Raw genomic sequence first — 23,176 nt, 5'->3', positions numbered from 1 at the left:
GCCCAGAGCCGGATAGGCCTCGTCGCCCGCCTGGATCTGGTTGTTGATCCGGCCGGTCGAGGGATCCGTGAAGAACAGCGTGCTGAAGTTTATCGTCTCGTCGAGCAAGCCGAGGGTCAGTCCGGGACGGTCGTTCGGCTCGATCACCAGCGAGCGGTTCAGGTCGCGGGTGATGCTGCCGCTGCCGTTCGGATAATCGGTGGAGTAGTGCAGGCTCTGCCGGTCGGCCCCCATGGCATGGACGAACTCGAAGGTGAGGCGGCTCAGGTCCTTCGCGGCGCTGGTCTGGCTCAGGTCCACCCGCAGGAAGACGCGGGGGCCCTGCGCCAGGGGAGTGGCGCTGACCTGCACCGTGAAGCTCACCGCCTCGGGCTGCCCCACCGGCATGCGGCCGATGCTCTTCGGGCTGTCGAGAACCGTCAGGACCGTCGAAGGCGTGCCGCAGGTCCCGCCGACGAACGGAACGGCGCAGGCGCGCAGGGTGGCCGTGACGTCCGTGTACTGGTCGAACAGGTCGTTGTTCACCACCGCGACGGAATAGGTCACGATCTCGTTCTTGTCGAAGAACTGGTCGTTGTCGCAGCCGCCGAACACCAGGTCCGACTTGTTGCGCTCTCCAGGGTTCCCGAAGACGCCGCCGATGAAGTTCGGATCGCAGTTCATCGGAGCGCGGGCCACTGCGGTGCGCGAGTTGGCGGTCTGGTCGGCGTAGCTCACCTCGATGGTGTAGCCGGTGTCGCCTTCGAGCACGCCGTTGTCGGCGGTGCCGGTGGTCCCGAAGCGGACCGGGATCGCTCCCGAGGTAAACATGGAGTTCGATCCGCCGAACTCGATGTTCGACTCGCTGTCGACCTGAACGCCGGCCGCGTTCAGCACGCGCGCCGTGACGAAGGTGACGAGCGTGTCAGCCGAGGCGTCGCCGTCCAGGATGAAGACGGAGGCGTCATCGGAGCAGCTGTAGCGGATCTTGTCCAGCCGGGCGATGCTGGCCGGATAGTCGGTGAAGTAGGCCGGGTTCGAGCCGTCCTTGGTGGCCACCAGAGGACCGGACACCACCGCCGCGAAGACCTGCCCGCCCTTGTCCAGCTGGTTGTCGGCGTCGAGATCCTCGCCGGCATCCAGGCGGTTGTTGGCGTTGGCGTCTTCGTTGGGGCCGTTGATCTGCGAGATGGCGCCGGGAACCGCGCCGCCCGCGCCCTGCTTCACCCGCAGCGTCCAGACGCCGGGGACGATCTGGTTGTCGTTCGTCGCCGGGTTGTTGTCGGGATCGTCGTGCAGGTGGACGCACTCAATCGGGTTGAAGATGTCACCGAAGTCGGGCGGAATCGTGCGGCCCAGTCCCCACTGACCGACCGCCTGGTTCGCCGGGTTGTAGACGTTGCCGTCGTAGATCGTCCCGGTGGGGCTGATCAGCTCGAGGTCGAGGTCGTTGACCAGGGTGTTGCTCGGCGGATCCGGCCAATCCACGCAGGCCCGGATCTCGCCCTGGTTGCCCAGCACGGTGAAGTGATGATCGATGGTCGCTCCGGTGAACACCCCCAGGGCCGTGTCGGGACCGGCACCGTCGGGATCCACGCCGTGCTCCCAAACCAGCAGGCCCAATCCGGGCTTCTCGATCGTGTCCTGGGTGATGGCACCGTCGGGAGGAATGCCGACGTTCGCCCAGTTCACCAGCGGCAGGACCTGGCTCACGATCGCGCGGCCATATCCCTGCTGGTTGTTCCCCAGGACGCGCGGCGTACCGGAGATCGTCACCACCGAGCCGCGGGTCGTCGCCACCTGGGCGTCGAGTCCGTCCATGCCGGAGGTGGTGGCGTTCAAGCCGATCAGCTGCTCCTGGAAGTTGGCCGAGGCGGCCAGCAGCGCCTTCACCGCGGCGCCGGAGAGGACCGGAACGCGGTCACCCTGGATGCGGTCGCCCGACGGGTAGAAGCCCTGATGGAAGTAGTCCTGCATCAGCGCCGCAGCGGCGGCGAGGGAGGCGGCGCCGAAAGAGGTACCGCGCGCCTGCTCGTCGATCTCCGCGTCGACCGTGCCGTCCTGGTTGTTGTCCTTGGACTTCACGGTGTACATCCCGTAGGGAGCCGGACCGCCGCCGGTCGGCGTGCGGTCGTTGCCGATGCCGACCACGATGGGCGCGGTGCGCAGCGAGGCCGCGCTCGCCGGGCCCTTGGCGGTGTAGTTCTGGGTGTTCTCTTCCTCGTTGAACGCGCCGAACATCGTGAAGGTGTCGGTGCAGCTCGAGCCCGCGGAGACGCCGTTCTTCGCCGTGGCGGGAGGAGAGGTCTGCAGCGGCCGGGTGACGCCCGGGTTGGCCGAGGCAGGATCGGAGGTCGCCGATGCCTCGCCGTCGAAGAAGTCAGGAATCAGGTCGCGGCCGTTGGACAGGACGAAGCCCTTGTTGCCCACCGGCACGAACACCTGGTACTCCAGGTTGTTCAGCAGGTAGCGGTCGATGTCCGACGAGTCGGCCGTGTAGGTGCCCGCGCTGGCCGTGGGCGTCCCGGTCGCGATCCAGGTCGGAATACCGAAGGGCATCACGTGCAACCGCGTGCCGGTCGCGTAGGCGTCGTTCATCCGGGCGGTCAGGGTCCCGCCGAGGCCGCTGATCAGGCCGCGCTCCGTCAGCTCCGCCACGGGGCAGGCCGACGCCGGACCGGCGTCCTGGATGTGCAGCCGGGCGCCGCGCGCCGAGCCGTCCAGGTTGATCCGCCGCACGTCGCCGAAGGAGGCGGCGTTGCTGTTCTTCTGGAAGGTGAAGCCCAACGCACTGGCATTGCCGGCGATGATCCCGGCCACCACGTTGCCGTGCGTCTGGCCGCCGGACAGCACGTTGTCGCAGGTCGTCCCGAGGACGCCCACGTCGCCGCCCAGCACCTGATAGGAGCGAATCTTCCGGTGGTTGTTGCCCGCGATCAGACCCGAAATCGCCGCCTCGGTCAGAACCGCGGTCGAATGCGCCAGGGTCGCGGCGTCGGTCGAGGCGCCGTTGTCCAGCACCGCCACGATGACCGCCGGAACCGACGAGGTGCACTGGCTCGCGCTGGCGTGCACGCAGGTGCCGGGCGCCACGCAGCCGGCATCCGTGGTGCAGGCCGTGCCGAAGGCGTTCGAGCAGTAGCCGCAGCCGCCGCCGTCAACGCCGGCGTCCCAGTAGGGGGTCGCCGCGAAAGTGTGCTCCGACTCTCCCACCTGAACCACCGGGGGATCCTGCAGCAGCACGAAGTTCGCCTGCAGCGTGTACTCCGGGACCTCGCGGACCATGCTGACCGCGTCGTTGCGCAGCACGCGCTTCAGCTCGTTCTTGTCCAGGGTCGCGCGGATCGTCAGCCCGTCTTCCAGCAGGCTCACGGTGTCCGAATGCTTCGCCTTCAGGTCCTGCAGCACCGCATCTACGTCCTTCTTGTCCCAGGTGCGCATCAGGACGTCTATCTCCATCTTGCTCGCCCGGGTCTTGTCCAGCAGCTGCTGCCGGCCGGTCGACGGGTCCAGCTTGAAGGCCGGGGCATAAGGCAGGGCCGCCTCCACGAAGGGCTCCGCCATCACCGCCATCATCGCCTTGTCATTGCCGCGCACCGTCAATGCCCGATCCTGCTGTGTTTCCACAATCGCCAGGCCCAGCTCCTTGATGCGCGCGTCGATGGCGTTGTAGCCCTTCTCCTTCAACGCGGCTTCGGAAATCTGGATGATCGAGGTGCTGCTACCCACTCCGATGCCCTTCCCATTGGGCGCTGCATGCGCCGCTACCGGACGCAGGTCCGCGGGAAGAGCGTCGAAGCTCTTGGCATCCTTCGGATTGAAGAACCCGATCTGAGTCTCCACCCAACCCTTCCGCTTACCCACCGGCGGAATGTTGGGTGTGAAGGTCCCAATCGGGGACAAATCCAAAGGACGCTCCTGGTCGGGAACAGCCAGGCGCTGGAAATACGTCAGCGCCGCCTTGTCGATGTCCCTCTCGTCTTGCTGGCCCGAGAGGTCCACGCCAGGCTTACTGGTCCCCTTGACCGCCCAGGTGTACATGGACGGCACCAGGAGGGTCGCCACCAGAGCCAGGGCGACGAGAATCGCCCCTTTGCCGCTCTGTGCTGTGAAACGACTAGGCATGACTTCCTCCTAAAAGGGTTACATGGCAAAGGTAGGGATTGAGACTGAGGACAGAGGACAGAAGCATTCGCTTTTCGAAGCCTTCTAATTGCAGCAAAATCGCCGTGGGTAAACCGCTATGTACGGTCAACGGACACACCTGTCAAGGAAAAAATGACGCATCGGACGCTGGACTTTGGAGGAATGGTTGGCGTCGCTGCCTCCTTGAAGAAGCGTTGGTTTGTAGGCTTTCGCCAAAAGAGAGAGCGCGGCATCCTGTTTGGATGGCAGGCGGAATATACCGTGAAAGAAAGCCATGTCAAGCAAAAAATGTCACTATGTCATTTTTCCGTCGCGCAGCAGGCTTTTTCGCCTATCTCAAGCCTATTGACAGAGATAGAAGGACCGACCTACAATTCACGCCCGGAAAGTGCTTGATTGCCTATAAGTGACAAATATTCAATGAGATGTAAATCGAAAATACGGGGGGAGGAATGAACAGAATGGCTCGAACCGGGCCCGCGGCTTCGCCGGTCGAGGTCTCGGATATCCTTCTTTTCCTGGGCAAAACCCTGGGGTTCGCTCTGATACTTGCCGCCTCCTCCAAGGTCCAGCTTCCCGTTCCCGGCTCTCCGGTCCCTGCAACCCTCCAGACCCTGGCCGTCATTTTGGCGGGGTCGATACTAGGTCCCTGGGGAGGAATGGCGTCGGTCGCGACTTATCTCGCCGCCGGTGTGGCGAGCGCTCCGGTCTTCGCGTTCGGAGGAGGGCCGGCCTATCTCATGGGGCCGACAGGCGGATACTTGCTCGGTTATCTTCCCGGCGCCTGGGTAGCGGGCTTCCTGACCCGTGATCAACAAGCCTTCTGGAGACTGTTCGGAGGCTTCGCGGCGGCAATCGCCATCATCCATTTGTTTGGATGGGCGCAGCTCGCTGCCCTGGCCGAACCGGCAGCGGCTTTCCAGAAAGGAGTCCTTCCTTTTATTGCCCTGGACATGCTGAAAGCAATTCTCGCCGCGTTTCTCGTAACGCGCTGGAGGAGCAGGCGCGCTGCCTGAGCAGGCCATGGAAACTGCATCCAGGGGATTCTCCATGTCGTCGGATCTTCAGCAGTCCCTGGAAGATCTGCGTCTCCGGATGGCGCGCCTTGGACCGATGGTGATCGGCTTTTCAGGAGGCGTAGACAGCACCCTCCTCCTGAAAGTCGGCGTGGATGTCCTGGGCCCGCGCGCGGTGGCGGTCACCACCATCTCCCCGTCGCTTCCCGCATCGGAGAAGGATGAGGCCATCTCCCTGGCCCGCTCCCTGGGAGCGGCTCACCGGCTGGTGGAGTCTGAGGAGATGGAGGATCCGCGCTACCGCGAGAATTCCGAGCGACGCTGCTACTTCTGCAAGGCCGAGCTGTTCCGCATCCTCCGGCGCGAGGCCGACGAGCTCGGCTACCCGGTGATCGCCTACGGGGCGCAAAAGGACGATCTGCGGGAAATCCGGCCAGGCCTGGCCGCAGCGCAGGAAATCGGAGCGCACGCGCCGCTGCTCGAGGCAGGGTTGGGGAAGGACGAGATCCGGGCGATCAGCCGCACCTTGGGATTGCCGACCTGGGACAAGCCAGCCATGGCCTGCCTCGCGTCCCGCATTCCGCACGGAACCCCCATCAGCGCGGACGACCTCTCGAGGGTGGAGGAAGCGGAGCGGCGGGTACGCGCCCACGGATTTGCGCTGTTCCGGGTCAGGGCGCGAGGCAGCGAGGCCCGCCTGGAGATCGCCAGGGACGAGATGCACCGGCTGGACGATCCGGAGCTACGCCGCCGGCTTCAGGCGGACCTCCTCTCCAGCGGCTTCGCGAGCGTCACCTTCGACCCGCACGGCTACAGAGCCGGCGGCGGAGCGACGTTCGCCGGCGATCCCGCAAAGCGGGGATGAAGCCCTCCGTTGCGAAGCCCCTTGTCGCCGGCCCGCCTGCATCGCGCGCCGGCGGGCGAGGGCGCAAGGATCTTCTCAAGAGCCTTCTCGAAATCGCCTCGGCTCTGACGAGCAAGGAGGACCTCCCCGGGGTCCTCGGGGCGATCACCCGCGAGCTCAGCCTTCTCATCCCCATCGATCAGGCCAGCATCGCGCTCCTCGAGGAAGGAGCCGAGCAGCTTTCCTTGCGCCTGACCTATAGCCGGGGAGAAACGCTCTTCCCGACCGAGGGAAAGCAGATTCCCCTCTCCCAGGAGAATCCGCTGGGCTGGTGTGTCCTGCAGCGCAAGCCGCTGTGGCGGAACGACGTCGCAGCCGACCTGAGGTTTCGGGACAACCCCTCGGGCACCGACATGCGCAGCGAGATGATTGTGCCGCTGCTGATCCGGGACCGGAACCTGGGCACGCTGAACCTGGCATCGATGTCGGAGCGGGCCTTCACCGGCGGAGATTTCGAGATCTTGAAGCGCTGCGGCCAGCTCGCGGCGGTGGCGGTGGAGAACAGCCAGCTCTACCGCCAGACGCGCGAGATGTCACTCATCGACGCGCTCACCGGCATCTACAATCACCGGCACTTCAAGGTGCTGCTCGGCGTCGAGATGGGGCGGGCCGAGCGCTACTCCAGGACGATGGCGCTGCTGATGATGGACGTCGACAATTTCAAGCGTGTGAACGACACCTTCGGGCACCCCATTGGCGACCAGGTGCTGCGCGGGGTGGCGAAGATCCTGGGTGAAGGGGTGCGGCGCTCGGACGTTCTGGCGCGTTACGGCGGCGAAGAGTTTGCCGTCATCCTGCAGGAGACCGAGGCGGCTGCCGCGCGCGGCGTCGCCGAGAAGCTCTGCCGGGACGTCGAGGCCAAGGCATCCTTTCCCGATGGCCGCGACGGGAGGATTCGTGCGACGGTCAGCGTCGGGCTGGCCTTCTATCCGGCCGACGCGACCGACGAGGCGACCTTACTGGCGCTCTCCGACGCGGCCCTTTACCGGGCCAAGCAGGCGGGGAAGAATCGCGTCTCGCAATAGGGCCGACGCCTCGGTCGCCGGGCGTGGGGCGCGCGGGTCGAACCATTCGCGCATTCCCTCCGCCGTCAGGTTGCATCCCAGGACCGTCAGGAACAGCGCCGCGGAAGGGAACAGCACCATCCACCAGGCGGGAGTCACCAGGCGCTGAGCTTCCGCCAGGATACCTCCCCAGCTGGCCGTTCCGGGAGCCACTCCCACCCCGAGAAAGCTCAAACCAGCCTCCAGCAGCAGCGCCTGGCTCAGCGAGAAGGCCGCGGTCACCAGCACCGGCGCCAGGGCGTTGGGCAGCAGGTGCCTGACCAGCAGCCGGACGCGCGAAACTCCCACCGCCTTGGCCGCGTCGCAATAGGCCTGGACTTGCTGGCGGACCACCTCGGCCCGAAGCAGGCGGGCGATTCCTGTCCAGCGGGTGAGACCGATGGCCAGGACCAGGCTGGCCAGCCCGGGTCGCCGCGCCGCGGCGGCGAGTGCCATCGCCAGGATCAGCGTCGGGAAGCAAGACATCAGATCGACCAGCCGCTGGATCGCCAGATCGAGCCAGCCGCCGGAGGCGCCGGCCATCGATCCGAGCAGCGTCCCGACTCCCAGGGAAAGCAAGGTCGCCAGCCCCGCGATCAGGAGCGCCACCGGGAACCCAAGCAGGACCCGGGCAGCAACGTCGCGCCCCAGGGAGTCGGTGCCGAGATAGTGGACGCGCCCCGGAGGCTGGAGGATCGTCTCCAGATCAGCCGCCTCCGGTGAGAAGGGGATAGGCGCGTCCAGGACGATACCGCCCGTTTGCCTGCGACGCAGGTCCCGCCAATCCCGAGGCGTCCCGGCGCCACAACCGGCCCATCGAAAGAGCGAGGAGCGCTCAAGGATCGGAGCGCAGAGCCTGCCGTCGACTCGCGCCAGGTAGGGAGCCTCGCTCGCCAGGAGCGGCGCCAGGAGCGCGAGGGCCAGGGCGGATCCGGCCAGAACGCCGCCCGCGCGCAGGCTACTTGGACGGCGCATCTTGAGCCGTATCCCGCAGCCGCGGATCGGCGAACAGGCAGAGGATCTCCGCAGCGAGCGATCCGCACAGCGTGAGCAGGGAAGCGAGGGCCGCCAGAGAGAGCACCACCGGATAGTCGCGGTTCGCCAGGGCGGCGAAGTAAAGCCGGCCGATTCCTGGAATGCTGAAAACCGTCTCCACCAGCACGCTTCCCGCGAGGAGCGCGGGGACCAGGGCGCCGAGCAGCGCCAGGAGCGGCGGGAGCGCGACGCGCAGCGCGTGGCGGCGGGAGAGGGTTCCCTCGGAAAGGCCGCGCGCCCGGGCCGCCGCAACGAAAGGCCCCGCCATCGCCTCGGATAGATTCCAGCGCGTGAAGCGGGTCAGATAGGCGAGCGTGCCGTAGCTCAGGCAGACCACCGGCAGGAGGAGGTGTTTTGCGAGATCGAGGGCACGCGGCGCCAGGGGGGCTGCATCGGAAAGGCTGGTCAGCCCCTGCAGCGGCAGGATCTTCAGGCCGACCGCGAACAGATGCTGGAGAAGGACCGCCGCCGCGAAGGTCGGGAAAGCATAGAGCAAGTACAACGCCACGGAGCCCAGACGCTCCTCGCCGGCCCCGCCCGCTCTCGCCCAGCGCATGCCCAGGGGAAGCGACACCGCCAGGGCCAAGAGCAGCGCCAATCCGTTGAGCAGACCTGTCCTCCAGGCCGCCGCCGCCACGATCTCCCGGACCGGACGCCCGTCCAGCATCGAAGTCCCGAAATCCCAGCGGAAGAAGCCGAGAGCCCAGGCGAGATAGCGCGCCGGCATCGGCTCGTCCAGATGATAGCGCTCGCGCAGCTGCGCCAGCGCCACGGGGGAGATCGTCGCTCCTTCCGGCGTGGCGCCCGCCAGGGCGTAATCCCTTCCCGGAAGGAGCTCGACCAAGAAAAAGGTGATGAGGGTGATTCCGAGGATCGTGGGAAGAGTGGAAGCGACCCGGCGAATCAGGTACCCGGTCATTCAGGAATACTGCGGTTCATGGTCAAGGGGATGACCTGCGCTTCTGGCGCTCCCGCGGCACGAACCAGCGCAGCGGCCCCGGATAGGGTTTCAGGGGGCTGATCACTCCGGCCGAGGAGACCCCCTCGAAACGGTTGTCCATTCCTATCCGGGCGAGCGGGAAGAAGAGGAAGGTGTAGGGCTGGTCGGCGGCGACGATCTCCTGCACCCGCGCATAGATCCGCCGGCGCTGGTCGGGATCGAGAGCATGACGCCCTTCGACCAACAGCCGATCCATCTCCGGGTTGGAGTAGCCGGCATAGTTCGAGGTCCCGAGCCTGGCGTCGGAATGAAAGAAGGCGGTGGGGTCGGGGTCGGTGGTCAGGGCCCAGCCGGAAAACGCCGCGTCGAAGTCGCGACGCTGCAGGCGCTCGAGCAGGGCCGGGAAATCGAAGACCCGGATGTCCAGCGTGATCCCCTGGCGCCGCAGGGCGTCGGAGAACAGTGAGGCCACCTGCTGCTGGACCGGGTTCCCCTGGAAGATGAGCAGGCTGAACCTCAGCGGCCGGCCGCTCTTGACCCGCTGGCCGTCGGACCCCGACCGCTTCCAACCGGCCTCGTCGAGGAGAGCGGCGGCGGCCGTCGGATCGTACGGAAGGGGCGCGACTTTCGGGTCGTAGCCGAATTGCTTCGGATGGAAAGACGAAGCCGCCACCACCCCGGCGCCGGCGTTGGCTTTCGCCAGGAATCCGGAGCGATCCAGCAGAAGGGTCATCGCCCGCCGCACGCGCGCGTCCGCGAACAACGGGCCCTTCCCGTTCCAGGCGATGTAATAAACGAACAGCGCGGGATACTCGTAGCGCCGGAAGCGCCGCAGGAAATCGGCCGAGGCCGCGGTCTTGGACCATTCCGAAGGCGGGATGGAGGACCAGTCGGTGTCGCCCGTCAGCAGCGACTGGAACTGTGTCGCCGGCGACGGGATGATGCGGAAAACCAGCGAGTCGAGGTGCGGGCGTCCCAGGAAATAGGACGGGTTCGCCTGCAGGACGATCTCGCTGCCGCGTGTCCAGCGGACGAACCGGAAAGGGCCCGTCCCGATCGGGGTCCTGGCAGGGTCCTTCGTCCCCGCCGGCACCGCGGCCAGCAGGTGCTGCGGGACAATCGGCACCTTCCACGCATCCAGCGCGAGAACCGTCGGTTCGCGATAGCGCACCTTCACGGTGAGCGGGTCGGGAGCTGTGACCTCCAGGATGTCCTGGAAGAGATCGGCATGAGCGCCGGACGCGGGATCGATCGTGCGCCGGTAGGTGAAGAGAACGTCGTCGGCCGTGAACGGCGATCCGTCGTGCCAGCGGACTCCCTGGCGGAGGTGGAAGACGAGAACCCTCCCTTCCTCCGCGAACTCCCAGCGCTCGGCCAGCCGCGGAACGGTCTCGAGCCGCTCCCCTTCGTCCACCAGGGCGTCGGCCACGAAGCGCGCCACCAGCCGGCACCAGCTGTCGCTGCAGCTGACGAAATCGAGGGAAGGGGGGTCGGAATCGATGGGGATTATCAGCGCGTCCCCGTCGGCCGGCGTGGACGAGGAGGAGGACGATGGAGCGCCGCCGGGCTCGGAGACCCGGCAGGCAATCTCCAGAAGGGCGACGAGGACGAGGATGCCGGTCCGCGAGGGGCGCGCGAGCACGTGTCCGGTGTTCCTCCAGGGGGAGGCGGTGCTGGTCTAGCTCCCGGAGAGGAGGACCCTCGAGCTGCCCACGTTCCCCTCCGAATCGGTGGCCTTGAGCATCAGGGTGTGCTCCCCTGCGCCGAGGCGCTCGAGCGGGATCCTGAACTGCTCCGACAGCGAATCGGCGACTCCATCCGACGGCATGACGAGGACCCAGCGACTGGCGTCCAGGGAGTATTCCAGGGAACGCACCGGGCTGGCGGAATCGAGGGCCTTGGCCTCGACGTAGGGCGCGTTCCCTTCCTTCCGCACGGTCGTCTCGATGATAGGCGGAGAGTTGTCGATCATGAATGCCTCGCCCACGGTTTCCGCGGTGCGCGCGTCGCTGGAGGGATTGGAAGGGGCATCGCTCGCGACGATGCGGATCCGGTACCGGCCGTCGGGCATGAGGGTGGAATCCCAGCTGAAGTAGGTGTCGAGGCACCCTTTCACGAGAGGCTTCCACTCCTTTTCTCCGTCCCCGCGGAAGTAGAGGTCGTAGCGCAGGGTGTCGCCGTTGGGGTCGGAGGCCTTCCAGTCGATCGACCTCATTCCCTTGCGGAAGATCTTCTTGCCGATGGGAGGCAGCGGGAAGGGAGAGCCGAACTCGGTGCCGGCCGGGGGCGATGGCGCCTGCGAGAAGGCGGTTTCGGGAGAATCGGGATCGGTGGCCAGGGGCATGCGAACGACGATGACCCCGGGCGGATTCACCGTGACGGATTCGAGCTTGGGGGTCAGGTTCGAGGGGAGATAGGTCAGGGAGACCGACTCCAGGAACGGGGAGTTCCCCTTCGATTGGCGCGACAGGCGCGCCTTCCACTGAATGAAGCGCGCGGAAGGGCTCACCACTTTGTTGCCTCCCGGAGAGGTGTAGGCAGGAGACCATTCGCTCCAGGTGTTGTCGGGCACGGCGCTGTTGCCGGAACGGGTGAAGACCTCCACCTTGCTGCCGCTGGGAGACTCCCCCGTCCAGCCAATCTGCCCCCAGCGCGCCAGGCTCGCGGCATCGCGCGGAGGCGACACGAAGGTGCCCGATTCGGTGACGTCCTTCTCCAGCTCGAACAGCCCGCCGGCGTTGCTGGTCGCCGCGAACAGCGTGCCGTCGGAGGAAGACACGAGCGAGGTGACCTGACTGCCCGGCAGCTTGGCGGCGAGCAGCGAGCTGCCGTCCTCGCCGAGACGGCGGATCTTCCCGAGGTCCCCGGTCCCGATATAGATCTCGTGCTCGGCCGGAATCGCCAGCGAGAAGGCGGTTTCTTCCTCGGAGACCCACACGGTCGTGGAAGAGCCGTCGGGATCGACCCGATAGAGCATGCTCTTGGCACGTTTCGCCTCCCCCAGAGGCTCCAACTCCGGCACGGGCTGCAAGGCTTCCTCTTCCAGCTGGGCGAGCGACGGGGCTTCCGCCCCGGAGGCGGTCGGGGTCGCCTCCTCGCGCAGTCGCGGAGTGCGGCTGGAGGGGAGCTGCTTGATCGGCTGCGAATCGGCCTGGATGGCGGAGGCGAAAATCCTGCCGGCGGGATCGATGGCGACGGCGTTGACCTCCTTGAGAGCGGTGTCGAGAAGGACCGTGCCTTTCCCGTCAGGGGCAATGCGGTAGAGGAGCCCTTTTCCGGAAGAGCCGGCAAGGAGATTCCCCTGGCGGTCGAACGCCAGCGTCACGATGTGCGATTCCGGGCTGTCATAAAAAGGGGAGCCCTTTCCCTGGTCGGTGATCTTGTAAATGATCCCTTTCTCGCCGGTGGCCGCGAACAGGTTGCCGGAGCGATCCACGGCCAGGGCCCAGATGTAGCGCTCCTCCGGATCGAACCAGACCTCCGACTTTCCCTCGGGATTCACCCGGTAAATCTTTCCGTCCGGAGAGGTGCCGACGTAGAGGTTGTCGCGCGCATCCACGGTCAGTGCCTGCACGGCCAGGTCGCCGGTGGTGAGCAGCAGGCTTCCCTGACCCCCCTTGGAGACCTTGAAGACGCGGCCGTCGTTGCCGCTGCCGGCATAGAGGTTTCCCTTCGAGTCGATGACCTGGGACCAGAGGAAGGGCTGCGCATCCTCGCGCAGCTCCTTGACGGCAATCTCGCGGACCGCACGCGCCAGCAGCAACCCGCCGCGGGCGGCCACGGCGACGCCGTCGGGCTTGCCGCGCTCGAAGTCGGAGGGGGCCTGCTGCATCCAGACGATCGGACCGACCGCGAAGATGGGACCGGCACATGCCGCCAGGGACACGAAGGCCCACAGCGCGCTCCGGATCCATCGGGAAGGGGCGGCGCGCCTCGATGTCATTGATTCTGGTCCTCCACCTCGAGATTGAGAAGTTTGTAGCCTTCGATGGCGAAATCGGTGGGGATGGACTCCTCGGCGATGCCGCGCGAGTCGACCCGGAGGTAATTGCCTTCCGTCTGCGGGCGGACCATGACCATCGCCTTCGAGGGAGGCAGATCCGGCATGCGCGATCCCTGGAAGAGGATGCCGTTGTCAGGCCGGGTGAGGATGACGTAGAGCTTGTCGTTGGTCCGGATGTGGTTGATCAGCCAGATCAGCTGGGTCAGGTCCTTGGGATGGAAATCCCCGGCGGCCTGGTCTTCCTTGCGGCTCACCGTCTGCCCGTCTCCGACCTGCATCAGCACCCGGCCCGGGGTCAGCTCCTCGGGAAGCGTCAACTCGAAGGTCCGGGTGATCTCAGCGCTGCGATAGGGGCGCAGCGTCACCGTGAGCGGGATCTTCTCGCCGGGCCGGGCACGCTCCCGCCCGCACCAGACACGCTCCACCCGGGCGACCCGCCGCTCATCCGAATACTCCATGTTCAGCTCGATTCCGGTGATGCGCGCCGGATGGTACTCATTGTTGAGGACCAGCAGGGAGATGTAGGCGACCGTTCCGGAGGAGTAGTACGAGGCGTAGTCCCCGGAGAAGAAGTTGCTCAGCTTGACGTCGTCGAAGCCCGCCACCTTCATCACCGATCCGTCCAGCAGGCGGATGGTGACATCGCCCAGGTCCTTCTGGGCGCTGCTCAGGACGGCATTGAGGGAGGCATAAAGAAGATAGGGCGTCAGGAAGGCGTCTTCCATCACGTCGAAGGTGAAGCGCTGCGGGCGCGCCGTGTTGCCCGACAGCTCCACCTTCACCGGAATCATGCGCGGCGCGCTCCCGGTGGTGCCGGCCACGCCCACGGTCCGATCCTCGCTGATCGAGCCCAGCTCCAGCTCCGAGGGGGATGCGATCTTGAACGACGAGGCGAGGGACGGAAGCAGGGCGTGAACGTAAGCGCCCGCCAGCGGCAGCGACGTGGGCCCTAGATTGAGCAGCGGATGGCCGAAGCCGATGATGCGCTCGCCGTCACGGTAGGTGACCGTCCCCACGGCGCTGATCTCGACATCGCCGCGCACCAGCTTCACGGCCATTGCCGATCCCGGGACCAGCGCGGTGTCGGACATCGCCGACTTGCCCGCCGAGCCCGACTGAACCGGCAGGAGACCCGCGCTCGCCAGGTCGGGTCCCAGGCGCTCCAGCAGCGAAGTGGGAAAGCCGGAGAAGAGCAAGGGCGTGGCCAGGGGCTGCAGGCTGGCGAGGCTTTGCGGGCGCATCCCGCTCGCGCCGAGATAGTTTTCGAAGTGCCGGACCAGCTCCATCGGCGAATGCAGCGCCATGCTCGGGGAAGCGCCGGGAAGCACGGGTGCCGAGCGCGAGCGTCCCGGCTTGCCGCTTCCGCGACGCTGGATATCGATCATCTCCTCGATGGGGGTGACGCCGGCGATCGCCTCCTTGGAGAAGGACCAGCTGTAGGCCACGGCGCCAATCACCCTTCCGTCCACGTAGATGGGCGAGCCGCTCATACCTTCCTGCACTCCGGTCTTGTCGACCGGATCGCCGCTAAGCTTCACCAGGATGAGGTTCCGGCGCGGCGCGATGTTCTCCATCGTGCCGATTACTTCGGCGCCGACCTTGGAGATGGTGTTTCCCTGGAAGACCGAGCGGCCTTCCCCTTTCATCCCCACCTTTACTTCGCTGAACGGCAGGATGTCGTCGGCGTGTGCTGCGGTCGTCCCGATCCAGGCGGCGGCCGCGAGCAGGAGGACGCGGCCGCAGGCGGCAGCCGTCTCAGCCACGCTGCGGGCGAGGTCCCGACGACGTCGAAGATCGATCTTGCAAGGGTTCTCTGATTTGTCGGACAAAGGGCACTTTCCCCAAAGCATCGGACCGGTGCCCGGCGGCGGTGAAGGCTCGGACATTTCCGGGTCGAACTCCAGATGGAGGTCGGGATCGAGAGAGTCGTCGATCCGGGCGATTTCGCGCAACGCTCATGATACCACAGGGTTGCGGAGGAGCCCTACATGAGGGAGGGGACGGGGATTCCCATCAGGCCGAGGAGGGAAATCAGGTGGCGCCGGAACAGTATCGTGAGCAGGACCTTCCCTTTGCGGCGATCCGTATCGGGCTCCTGCAGCACCGGATGGCGGTGGTAGAAGCCGTTGAATTTCTGGGCCAGGACGAACGCATGCTTCGCCACGAGCGAGAACTCCAATCCGGACACGGCCTGCTCCACGATCGAGCGCTGGCGGCCGAGCAGCGACAGCAGCTCCCATTCCTCGCCTTTCGGATCCTCCTCCAGAAAGCCGAAGCTCCCCTCGGAGGCCCACCGGAGAAGCTCCTCGGGGCTCATCTGCAATGACGCCGCGACCTTCCCCAGGATGCCCGCGGCGCGCACCGCCGCATACTGGACGTAGGGTCCGGTCTCGCCGTCGAAGGAGAGGGCGTCGGTGAAATCGAACGCGATGATCTTGTTGCGCGTGAAGCGCAGCATGTAATAGCGCAGGGCCCCCACTCCGATCGCGGCCGCGATTTGCAGGCGCTCCGGCTCCGGCAGATCGGGGTTCCGCGTCGCCACCTCCTCGGCGGCGCGGCGTGTCAGGTGATCGATGAGATCGTCGGCCTTCACGCCGATTCCCTTGCGGCCCGACATCTCGAGAAACGACTTGCCGGCCTGGGAGGATTCCTCGGCCATTCCGAGATCGGCGGCGGTTCGTGGCGACAGCGCCACCATCTCGTAGGAAAAATGGATCGAATGGCCCGCCTGCTCCTCGTGCCCGAGGAGGCGCAGGCTCTCGACGACAATCTTCTGGAGGTACGCCTGGCGGACATCGATGACGTTGTAGATGGTCTCCCCGCCGCCGAAGGCCGGTGGGCCGGCCTTTTCGGCGGGCGCCCCCGCTCCCGGGCCCGTCGTGGCCCAGAGCAGCTCTCCCGACGGGTAGGTCAGGTAGGGCCGGTACTCGAAGTCGGAGCCGAGCAGCCCGAATTTCCACAGCTGGTACGCGATGTCCTTGCCGACGTAGGTGACCGTCCCGTTGGAGCGCACCAGGATCTTCTCCCCCTCGGTCAGGTTGGCGAAATCGGCGTTTCCCGAGAGGTCCATGACCCAGCAGCCGCTGTTCTTGCCGGTCGTCGCGAGGCTCACGTGGCCGGAAGATTTGAGGCGCTCGAAGGCTGCTTCCCAGAAACGGTGAGCCAGGATGTCGCTCTCGCGCGGCAGCAGGTCGTAGCGCACGCCGACGCGCTCCATCGTGGCCAGGTGGCGCCGCACGATGCGGTCGGCGAGATGGGCCGCGAGGCGCGCCACCGGAGAGGTCCCCTCCTCCATGGCGCGCAGCGTCTCGCCCCGCAGCCGCTCCTTGAGGCTCTTCGTCCCGGCAGCGGGCTCCGGCTCCTCCTCGTACATCTGCGTGACGCGGGCGTAGAGATCCCAGCACCAGTAATCCAGCGGCTTGCCCTGGCGCTCGAGCTCCTTCTCGAGCGCGAGCACTCCCTGCAGGTCGAGCTTCTCCAGGCGCGTGACGCCGATGACCAGGTCGGCCACCTGCACCCCGGTGTCGTCGATGTAGTTCTGCACCTCCACGCGACGGCCGAGGAAGCGCAGCGCGCGAGCCAGGGTGTCCCCCAGAGCGGCGTTGCGCAGATGTCCGATGTGGGCGGCCTTGTTCGGGTTGATGTTGGTGTGCTCGACGATCACCTTGGCGCCGGACGGAGACGCCGGCGGCTCCGAGAGCTCCTGCGTCAGGTGGCGCAGGTAGGCGGGGCGCTCCAGGAACAGATTCACGTAACCGCCGCCGGCAGGCGCCGCCTGGCGCAGCCCGGGGATGCCATCCAGGGCCCGGCCGATCTCCTCCGCCAGCGCCCGCGGCGGTTTTTTCAGCTGCTTCGCAAGGTCGAAGGCGATGGCCAGCGCCAGGTCCCCCAGGTCGGGAGAGGGCGGATAGAGGAACCCCGGCGGATCGAGCGCGACCTCGTAGCGCTCCCGGGCGAAATCGATGATGCGCCGGGAGACGAGCTGCTTGATCCGTTCCATGATTCCCCTCGCGAGATGGGAGGTGAAAGGGAGCGGAGTATATTACACGAGCCTCGGCGGACAGACGGGCCGTTCGGCCGCCGGTCGGTGCCGCTTTGAAGCGCTTGCAGAGTCTTCCAGAGGAGCCCCTTGCCCCGAATCCCGAAGCTGGCCGGCAACCTTCTCCTGGCAGCCGTCTCGACGCTATTGGCGCTCGCCGCCTGCGAGGCCGCGCTGAGGATCTTTCGTCCCGTCCAGTACCTCAAGCCTCCCGAGCCCGAGAAAAGCAGGAATCGCGAGGAATCACTCTACCGTCCCTCATCCGTGCCGGGACTGGCCTACGAGATGCGCCCGGGCCGGGATGGAGAATTCGAGGGGATGCGCGTGCGCACCAATCACCTCGGCATGCGCGGCGCGGAGCCGGAACCGGACGCCACGGCCGTGTACCGGATCGTGGCCTTGGGAGACTCCTTCACCTTTGGATTCGGCGTCGAGGAGCGCGACACCTTCGTCAGTCTCCTGCAGGACCGTCTCGGGGAACGCCCGGCGCCCGGTGGAAAGAAGGTTGAAGTCCTGAATCTCGGAGTGGTCGGATACGCCAGCCGCGACGAAGCCGTCGTGATGAAAGTGAAGGCGCTGCCGCTGCGCCCCCAGGGCGTCATCATCGCCTACATCCTCAACGATCCCGAGATCGATCCGCGTCCTTCGCTGCACAAGTACTTCGATCCGGTCCCCTGGTGGAGGCAATCGCACCTGCTGCGCCTCCTCCACCTCGGGTGGAACTCCCTGCAGGTGCAGTTCTACGGAGGCGGCGACTACATCCGCTACCTGCACGCTCCCGGTCGCGCCAAGTGGCACAGCGTGGAGAAGGCCTTTCGCAGCATCGCGGACGACGCGCGCGGCGCGGGCGCCTGGGTGGTGGTGGCAATCTTCCCGATCACCCCGAAGACCACCTGGAGCGGATACCTTTATGGAGATCTGCATGCGCAGGTGGCGCGGGCGGCGCGCGCGCAAGGCTTCGGAGTGGTGGATCTCCTGCCGGTGTTCCGCACGCGCGATCCGAAGGATCTCGTCGTCTCCCCGACCGACGATCACCCCAATGCCCTGGGACATCGCCTCGCGGCGGAAGCGATCCTCGGGGCCCTGCCGCTTCCGGCGCCTTCCGCGCCTTGAAGGCGGTTTGACGGGCCCGGAAGCTTTCCCTATTCTTCCCGCGCCCGCGCCTGTCGCGCGGTGGAGCGATTCGGACCGGAGGTGTCGTCTCCTTGAGTCGGAAGATCCATCTCCTGGGCGCCGCGGGTGAAGGCGCGCTGGCGGGCTGGATCGCGGGTCTCCTCTACGGAGGATGGGGCGTCCTTCTCGGCCGGGACTGGGAGCAGGGCTTCCTGCGTCTTTCCGCCGCGAAGCTCGGCGCCGCCACTCTCGCCGGAGCGGTCTTCGGAGCGCTCGTCTCGCCGCTCCTGCTCCTGGGGATCGTGCAAGCCCGGCGGCGCGGCGCGGCCGCGCTGCGCTGGCTGGTACTTGCCGGGATCCTGGTCGCGGGCGCCGCCGGCTATCTCGCCGTCTTCCCCTGGCGCGAGCGGCTCCTGCCGCTTCATATTTACTCCACCAAGCTGTTGTCGCTGACGATCCTCGGCGGGATCGGGCTGTGCGCCGGAGCGCTGGCCCTCTGGAGGCTGTTCGAGCCGGCCGGGCCGGAAGTCGGACACCGCGCCGCTTTGCGGGCAATTGCCGCCGCCGGCGGTCTGCTCGCCTTCTCCTCCCTGGTCGTGCAGATCGTCGTGCCGCGCCTGCCGCTTCCGCCAGGGGCGACCGGCAGGAGCATCCTGCTGATATCGCTCGATACGCTGCGCGGGGATCGTGTCGGCGCCCAGCGCGACGGGCGCCCGCTGACGGAGAGCCTCGACGCGCTGGCGCGGCGCGGGACGCTCTTCGAGCAGGCCACCTCGGCCGCGCCTTGGACCCTTCCCTCGCACGCCTCTTTGTTCACCGGCCGGCTGCCCTACAGCCACGGGGCTCGCACCGAGCACCAAGCGCTGCGCCCCGACCTCGCCACCCTCGCCGAGCGGCTGCGCGAATCCGGCTATCGCACCGGAGGATTCACGGGCGGCGGTTATGTCGCCTCTTTCTTCGGCTTCGATCAGGGATTCGAGATCTACGAGGATCACGACGAGACGCAAGAAGGCGGCCCCGAGCCTATCTTCCGGGCGGCCCTGAGCTGGATCGAGGGGGTGGGGAAGGTCCCGTTCTTCGCTTTCGTTCACACCTATGAAGTGCACTATCCTTACACACACGCCGATTTCGTGGATGCCGCGTCCCGCAGCGCGCTCGGACCGCTCGGAGTGAGCGAGCTCGAGGCCATCCATCGCGGAGAGCGGGTCCTGACTCCCTCCGAGCGGGAGGTCGTGAAGCGCCTGTACGACGGCGATGTCGTCTCGGCCGATCGCCAGGTGGGGGCGCTGCTCGAGGCGCTGCGCAAGGATGGAATCCTCGATTCACTGATTGTCGTCGTGGTTTCGGATCATGGCGAAGACCTCTGGGACCACGACGAGAGGCGGAGCCCGGGCCATGGACATTCTCTTTACGAGGAGCTCCTGCACGTGCCGATGATCGTCAGCGCTCCCGGCCTGGTGCGCGAAGGGGAGCGCATCCGCATGCCGGTGAGCCTGATCGACCTGACGCCGACGCTGCTCGCTCTGGCGAAGCTGCCGGGGCTGTCGCAGGCGGAAGGCAGGAGCCTATCGCAGGTCCTCGAGCATGGCGGGGAGCCGGAGTCCCGACCGATCGTCGCCGAATCGATCGAATATGGACCGGATCGGTTCTCCCGCCGCGAAGGCGACCTCAAGATCGTCCTGGTGCCGCGGCCCGAGCTCTACAACAGCGACGTGGAGCTGGCGGCGCGCCCGGTGGAAATCTTCGACCTGTCGCTGGACCCGCACGAGCGCTCCAGCCTGGGTTCGCTGCCCGCGTCGCGCACGGGTGAGCCGCTTGAAGCCCTGTGGCGCCGCGTCGAGGCGGTGTTCCGGCCGGCGCGCTCCGGCCCGGGCAAGCTGGCTCCCGAGCTGCGCGAGCAGCTCCGCTCTCTCGGCTACGTGCAGTGATTCGTTCCCGCACATCAGGCCTCTTCCGTCTCACGGCCGCGGCGTTCCTTGCGCTCCTGCTCGCGGGCTGCGGCGGATCGAATTCCGACGGCGGCCGCGCTGGCGGCGGCAATCCGGCACAGCGGCGCGAAAGCGACGCTCTCGTCCAGCGCGGCCTGCGCTTTCTCTCCGACGATCTGGGGCAGGAGGCGATGCAGGCGCTGGAGCAGGCCCACCGCCTGGATCCCGGGTCCGCGGCCGCCTCGCTCGCCCTGGCACAAGCCTACCGGCGTGAAGATCGGTTCGCGGCGGCGCGGACGTTGCTGCAGGAGCTGTCCGAATCGAAGGAGACGGCGCCGGAAGACGCCTGGCGGGCCCGCGAGGCGCTCGCCGGATTGCTCCTGGACGCCGGGGATCTGCCGGCGGCGCGGGAGGCCTGCGAGGCTTTGCTGAAGTCTCCCCGCCCCTCCGCGGCGGTCCTGCGACTTTCGGGGATCACGGCCTACCGCGACGGAAACCTCAAAAGGGCCGTCTCCGATCTCGAGGAGGCGGTGCGCCTGGAGCCGCAGGATGCCTCCGGCTTCGCGGCGCTGGGGCTGGCGCTCCTGCAGTCGGGGGACCTGCCGGCCGCAGCGGCGGCGCTGGAGCGCGCCGAAGCGCTGGACCCCAACGCCCAATCTCCGGTGGGGAACCTGGCCAAGGTCTACGAGCGGATGGGCCGCACATCCGATGCGCAGGCGGCGATGCAGCGTTTCCAGGAGCTGTACGACCGCAAGTCGTCGAAGCGGCGGCTGGACCCGATGCGCGCCAAGGCGATCGAGGCCTACGAAGCCGGACGCCTGGAGGAGGCGCTGCAGCTTTTCAGAAAGATGCTCGAGCTGGCGCCGCGCGATCCGCAAACCCTGGCACAGGCCGGCTCCGTCTTCCTGGCGATGCGCCGCCTCGACGAGGCGCGGCAGTCGCTGGAGGCGTCGCTGAGCATCAAGCCGGACAACGATTTCGCCTTGACCGAGCTGGCACGGGTCCAGGCGCTGCGAGAGGACCTGCCGGCCGCCATCGAGCTGCTGCAGCGGGCGGCGAAGGTCAACCCGCGCGCCCCGGAGCCGCACTACTTTCTCGCGGGGATCTATCTCTCCCAGGGAAAACAGAAAGAGTTCGAGGCGGAGCGCGACGCCTACCAGCGCCTGCAGGCCAATTCACCGGGAGGGCCGCTGGCGCCTCTTCCCGGGAGCGGCGGTCCGCCGTGAAGCGCGCCCTCGCCTGCTTGCTCCTGGCCGCGGGGCTGCTCGCATGCCGCGGCGATTCCGGCCCGGCGCCGCCGGTTGGGTCAGCCTCCGCGCCCAAGGCGAAGCCGGCGCCCTCGCCTTTCCGGTTCGAGGAGGTCTCCCGGCAGGCGGGGATAAGATTCGTGCATCGCAGCGGCGCATCGCCCGAGAAGTACATGGCGGAGACGATGGGATCGGGAGTCTGCGTCCTCGATTTCGACGGCGACGGCTGGGGAGACCTCTATTTCGTGCAGAGCGGCGATTTGCGCGCGCGGCCGGGCACGCCGCCGGCCGGCTCAGTGCTCTACCGCAACCGGGGCGACGGAACCTTCGAGGATGTCACGACCCGTGCCGGAGTCGCGGCGACGGGCTACGGCATGGGATGCACCAGCGCCGACATCGACAACGACGGCGACGCCGATCTCTTCGTCACCGCGTATCGCCGCGAAACGCTGTTCCGCAACAACGGCGACGGCACCTTCACCGACGCGACCGCCGCCGGCGGGATCCGCAATGCATCCTGGGGGACCAGCGCCGCGTTCGGCGACTACGATCGGGACGGTCTCCCGGATCTCTACATCGTCAACTACGTCGACTTCACGCCCGAGAACAATGTCTACTGCGGCGACATGAAGCCGGGGTACCGCACCTACTGCCACCCGCAGACCTACAGCGGCCTGCCCGACGTCCTGTACCACAACCTGGGCGGCGGGCGCTTCGAGGACGTGAGCCGGAAGGCGGGCATCGCCGATCCTTCGGGGAAGGGACTGGGCATCGTATGGGGTGACTTCGATGCCGACGGATGGGTGGACCTCTACGTGGCGAACGACTCGACCCCGAACTTCCTGTATCACAACAACGGCGACGGCACTTTCACGGACATTGCCGGCAAGGCCGGGGCGGCGCTGAGCGAGGACGGGATGCCGCAGGCCGGAATGGGGGTGGCGGCGGGGGATTGCGACGGCGACGGGCGCGAGGAGGTCTTCGTCACCAACCTGTCGCAGGAGACCAACTCGCTGTACCGCAACCTCGGGTCGAATCTCTTCGCCGACGAGAGCTACGCCTCCGGCCTGGGCGCCCCCAGCCTGCTCGCCCTCGGCTTCGGGACCGACTTCCTGGATGCCGACCTGGACGCCGACCTCGACATGTTCGTCAGCAACGGCCACATCCTCGACAACGTCGAGCTCTATTCCGACACCATCACGTACAAGCAGACGGCCATGATGTTCGAGAACCTGGGAGGCTGCCGGTTCCGCGACGTGTCGGCGGGATCGGGCGACTACTTCCTGCTGAAGGACGTGGGGCGCGGTTCCGCCGTCCTGGATTTCGATCACGACGGCGATCCCGACCTGGCGATCGCCTCGAACAACCTGCCGGCGCACCTGCTGCGCAACGACTCCGAGCGGCACAACCGCAATTACCTGGCGCTCGGCCTGGCCGGCAGGAAGGGAAGCGACGCTCTCGGTGCCGTGGTGCGGGTCCCGGCGGGGGGGCGGGTCCTCTACGCCGAGAGACGCAGCGCCAGCAGCTATCTCTCACAGAGCGATTCGGTCCTGCTCTTCGGGCTGGGGGAGGAGGCGCAGCCCCGGACGGTGGAGGTGCGCTGGCCGGGAGGGAAGGCCGAGTCGTTCGCGATCCCGGAGGTGGACCGCTATTACCTGCTGCAGGAGGGTTCGGGCAGCGCCCGCGCCGCGCCGGCCGGCGCGGCCTGGAGGAAGAAGTAGCGTGGCGCGCGCCTCAGTCGCGCGGCGCGGCGTCCTGGCCTTGGGCCGACAGCGTCATGCTG

General features: G+C 67.0%; 15 protein-coding genes. 8 read left to right on the top strand and 7 right to left on the bottom strand.

All coding sequences use genetic code 11. The features are described 5' to 3' along the window. Positions 1 to 4,104: hypothetical protein (locus VFW45_16160; protein HEU5182321.1), on the bottom strand; the 4,104-nt coding region annotated here is incomplete at its 3' end. 153 nt (positions 4,105 to 4,257) lie between these two features. On the opposite strand from VFW45_16160, the gene VFW45_16155 reads away from it, so the two are divergent. The 4 genes from VFW45_16155 (at position 4,258) to VFW45_16140 (ending at position 7,070) form a co-directional block, all read left to right on the top strand. Beyond that, on the top strand, positions 4,258 to 4,521 hold the full coding sequence (locus VFW45_16155; GenBank protein ID HEU5182320.1) for a hypothetical protein: 264 nt from the start codon (positions 4,258 to 4,260) through the stop codon (positions 4,519 to 4,521). A gap of 65 nt (positions 4,522 to 4,586) precedes the next feature. After that, positions 4,587 to 5,141, top strand: coding sequence for a biotin transporter BioY (locus tag VFW45_16150; protein ID HEU5182319.1), 555 nt, complete (start codon positions 4,587 to 4,589; stop codon positions 5,139 to 5,141). Between the two features lie 34 nt (positions 5,142 to 5,175). Then, the gene (gene larE / locus VFW45_16145; protein ID HEU5182318.1) at positions 5,176 to 6,006 is read left to right on the top strand and encodes an ATP-dependent sacrificial sulfur transferase LarE; all 831 of its coding nucleotides are present in this window, start codon (positions 5,176 to 5,178) and stop codon (positions 6,004 to 6,006) included. Beyond that, complete coding sequence (locus tag VFW45_16140; protein ID HEU5182317.1) at positions 6,003 to 7,070, top strand: sensor domain-containing diguanylate cyclase; 1,068 nt, start codon at positions 6,003 to 6,005, stop codon at positions 7,068 to 7,070. Before larE ends, VFW45_16140 begins: the two co-directional genes overlap by 4 nt. On the opposite strand, the gene VFW45_16135 is transcribed toward VFW45_16140, so the two are convergent. The 6 genes from VFW45_16135 to VFW45_16110 form a co-directional block, all read right to left on the bottom strand. Next, the gene (locus VFW45_16135) at positions 7,002 to 8,063 is read right to left on the bottom strand and encodes an ABC transporter permease (GenBank protein ID HEU5182316.1); all 1,062 of its coding nucleotides are present in this window, start codon (positions 8,061 to 8,063) and stop codon (positions 7,002 to 7,004) included. The genes VFW45_16140 and VFW45_16135 overlap by 69 nt on opposite strands. Continuing rightward, positions 8,047 to 9,042 carry an ABC transporter permease gene (locus tag VFW45_16130; GenBank protein HEU5182315.1) on the bottom strand — a complete coding sequence of 332 codons (996 nt, stop codon included), beginning with the start codon at positions 9,040 to 9,042 and terminating at the stop codon, positions 8,047 to 8,049. The genes VFW45_16135 and VFW45_16130 overlap by 17 nt, the downstream gene beginning before the upstream one ends. A gap of 22 nt (positions 9,043 to 9,064) precedes the next feature. Further along, entirely contained in the window at positions 9,065 to 10,705 is a 1,641-nt protein-coding gene (locus tag VFW45_16125) for a peptide-binding protein (protein ID HEU5182314.1), read from the bottom strand. Between the two features lie 36 nt (positions 10,706 to 10,741). Next, positions 10,742 to 13,006, bottom strand: a complete 2,265-nt coding sequence (locus VFW45_16120) for a hypothetical protein (protein HEU5182313.1) — start codon at positions 13,004 to 13,006, stop codon at positions 10,742 to 10,744. After that, positions 13,003 to 14,829, bottom strand: coding sequence for a hypothetical protein (locus VFW45_16115; GenBank protein ID HEU5182312.1), 1,827 nt, complete (start codon positions 14,827 to 14,829; stop codon positions 13,003 to 13,005). Before VFW45_16115 ends, VFW45_16120 begins: the two co-directional genes overlap by 4 nt. 221 nt (positions 14,830 to 15,050) lie before the next feature. Further along, positions 15,051 to 17,066 carry an arginine--tRNA ligase gene (locus tag VFW45_16110; GenBank protein ID HEU5182311.1) on the bottom strand — a complete coding sequence of 672 codons (2,016 nt, stop codon included), beginning with the start codon at positions 17,064 to 17,066 and terminating at the stop codon, positions 15,051 to 15,053. 129 nt (positions 17,067 to 17,195) lie between these two features. Here VFW45_16110 and VFW45_16105 point away from each other — a divergent pair, with 129 nt between their 5' ends. From VFW45_16105 to VFW45_16090, 4 genes are all read left to right on the top strand, one after another. Then, positions 17,196 to 18,218, top strand: coding sequence for an SGNH/GDSL hydrolase family protein (locus VFW45_16105; protein HEU5182310.1), 1,023 nt, complete (start codon positions 17,196 to 17,198; stop codon positions 18,216 to 18,218). Between the two features lie 92 nt (positions 18,219 to 18,310). After that, positions 18,311 to 20,146, top strand: coding sequence for a sulfatase (locus VFW45_16100; GenBank protein HEU5182309.1), 1,836 nt, complete (start codon positions 18,311 to 18,313; stop codon positions 20,144 to 20,146). Then, positions 20,143 to 21,372 (top strand): tetratricopeptide repeat protein, encoded by a 1,230-nt coding sequence (locus VFW45_16095; protein ID HEU5182308.1) that lies wholly within the window; start codon positions 20,143 to 20,145, stop codon positions 21,370 to 21,372. Before VFW45_16100 ends, VFW45_16095 begins: the two co-directional genes overlap by 4 nt. Beyond that, positions 21,369 to 23,114 (top strand): CRTAC1 family protein, encoded by a 1,746-nt coding sequence (locus VFW45_16090; protein ID HEU5182307.1) that lies wholly within the window; start codon positions 21,369 to 21,371, stop codon positions 23,112 to 23,114. The genes VFW45_16095 and VFW45_16090 overlap by 4 nt, the downstream gene beginning before the upstream one ends. Positions 23,115 to 23,176: the final 62 nt, after the last annotated feature.

This window comes from Candidatus Polarisedimenticolia bacterium (assembly GCA_035764505.1).
Taxonomy (GTDB): Bacteria; Acidobacteriota; Polarisedimenticolia; order Gp22-AA2; family AA152; genus AA152.
The sequence above is the reverse complement of the archived record's forward strand: the minus strand, read 5'-3'. Positions and strand labels throughout refer to the sequence as shown.

Excerpts from the sequence above, each read along its gene's own strand:
- VFW45_16155 (HEU5182320.1), top strand. The coding sequence starts at position 4,258 with ATGACGCATCGGACGCTGGACTTTGGAGGAATGGTTGGCGTCGCTGCC.
- VFW45_16150 (HEU5182319.1), top strand. The coding sequence starts at position 4,587 with ATGGCTCGAACCGGGCCCGCGGCTTCGCCGGTCGAGGTCTCGGATATC.
- larE (HEU5182318.1), top strand. The coding sequence starts at position 5,176 with ATGTCGTCGGATCTTCAGCAGTCCCTGGAAGATCTGCGTCTCCGGATG.
- VFW45_16140 (HEU5182317.1), top strand. The coding sequence starts at position 6,003 with ATGAAGCCCTCCGTTGCGAAGCCCCTTGTCGCCGGCCCGCCTGCATCG.
- VFW45_16135 (HEU5182316.1), bottom strand. The coding sequence starts at position 8,063 with ATGCGCCGTCCAAGTAGCCTGCGCGCGGGCGGCGTTCTGGCCGGATCC.
- VFW45_16130 (HEU5182315.1), bottom strand. The coding sequence starts at position 9,042 with ATGACCGGGTACCTGATTCGCCGGGTCGCTTCCACTCTTCCCACGATC.
- VFW45_16120 (HEU5182313.1), bottom strand. The coding sequence starts at position 13,006 with ATGACATCGAGGCGCGCCGCCCCTTCCCGATGGATCCGGAGCGCGCTG.
- VFW45_16110 (HEU5182311.1), bottom strand. The coding sequence starts at position 17,066 with ATGGAACGGATCAAGCAGCTCGTCTCCCGGCGCATCATCGATTTCGCC.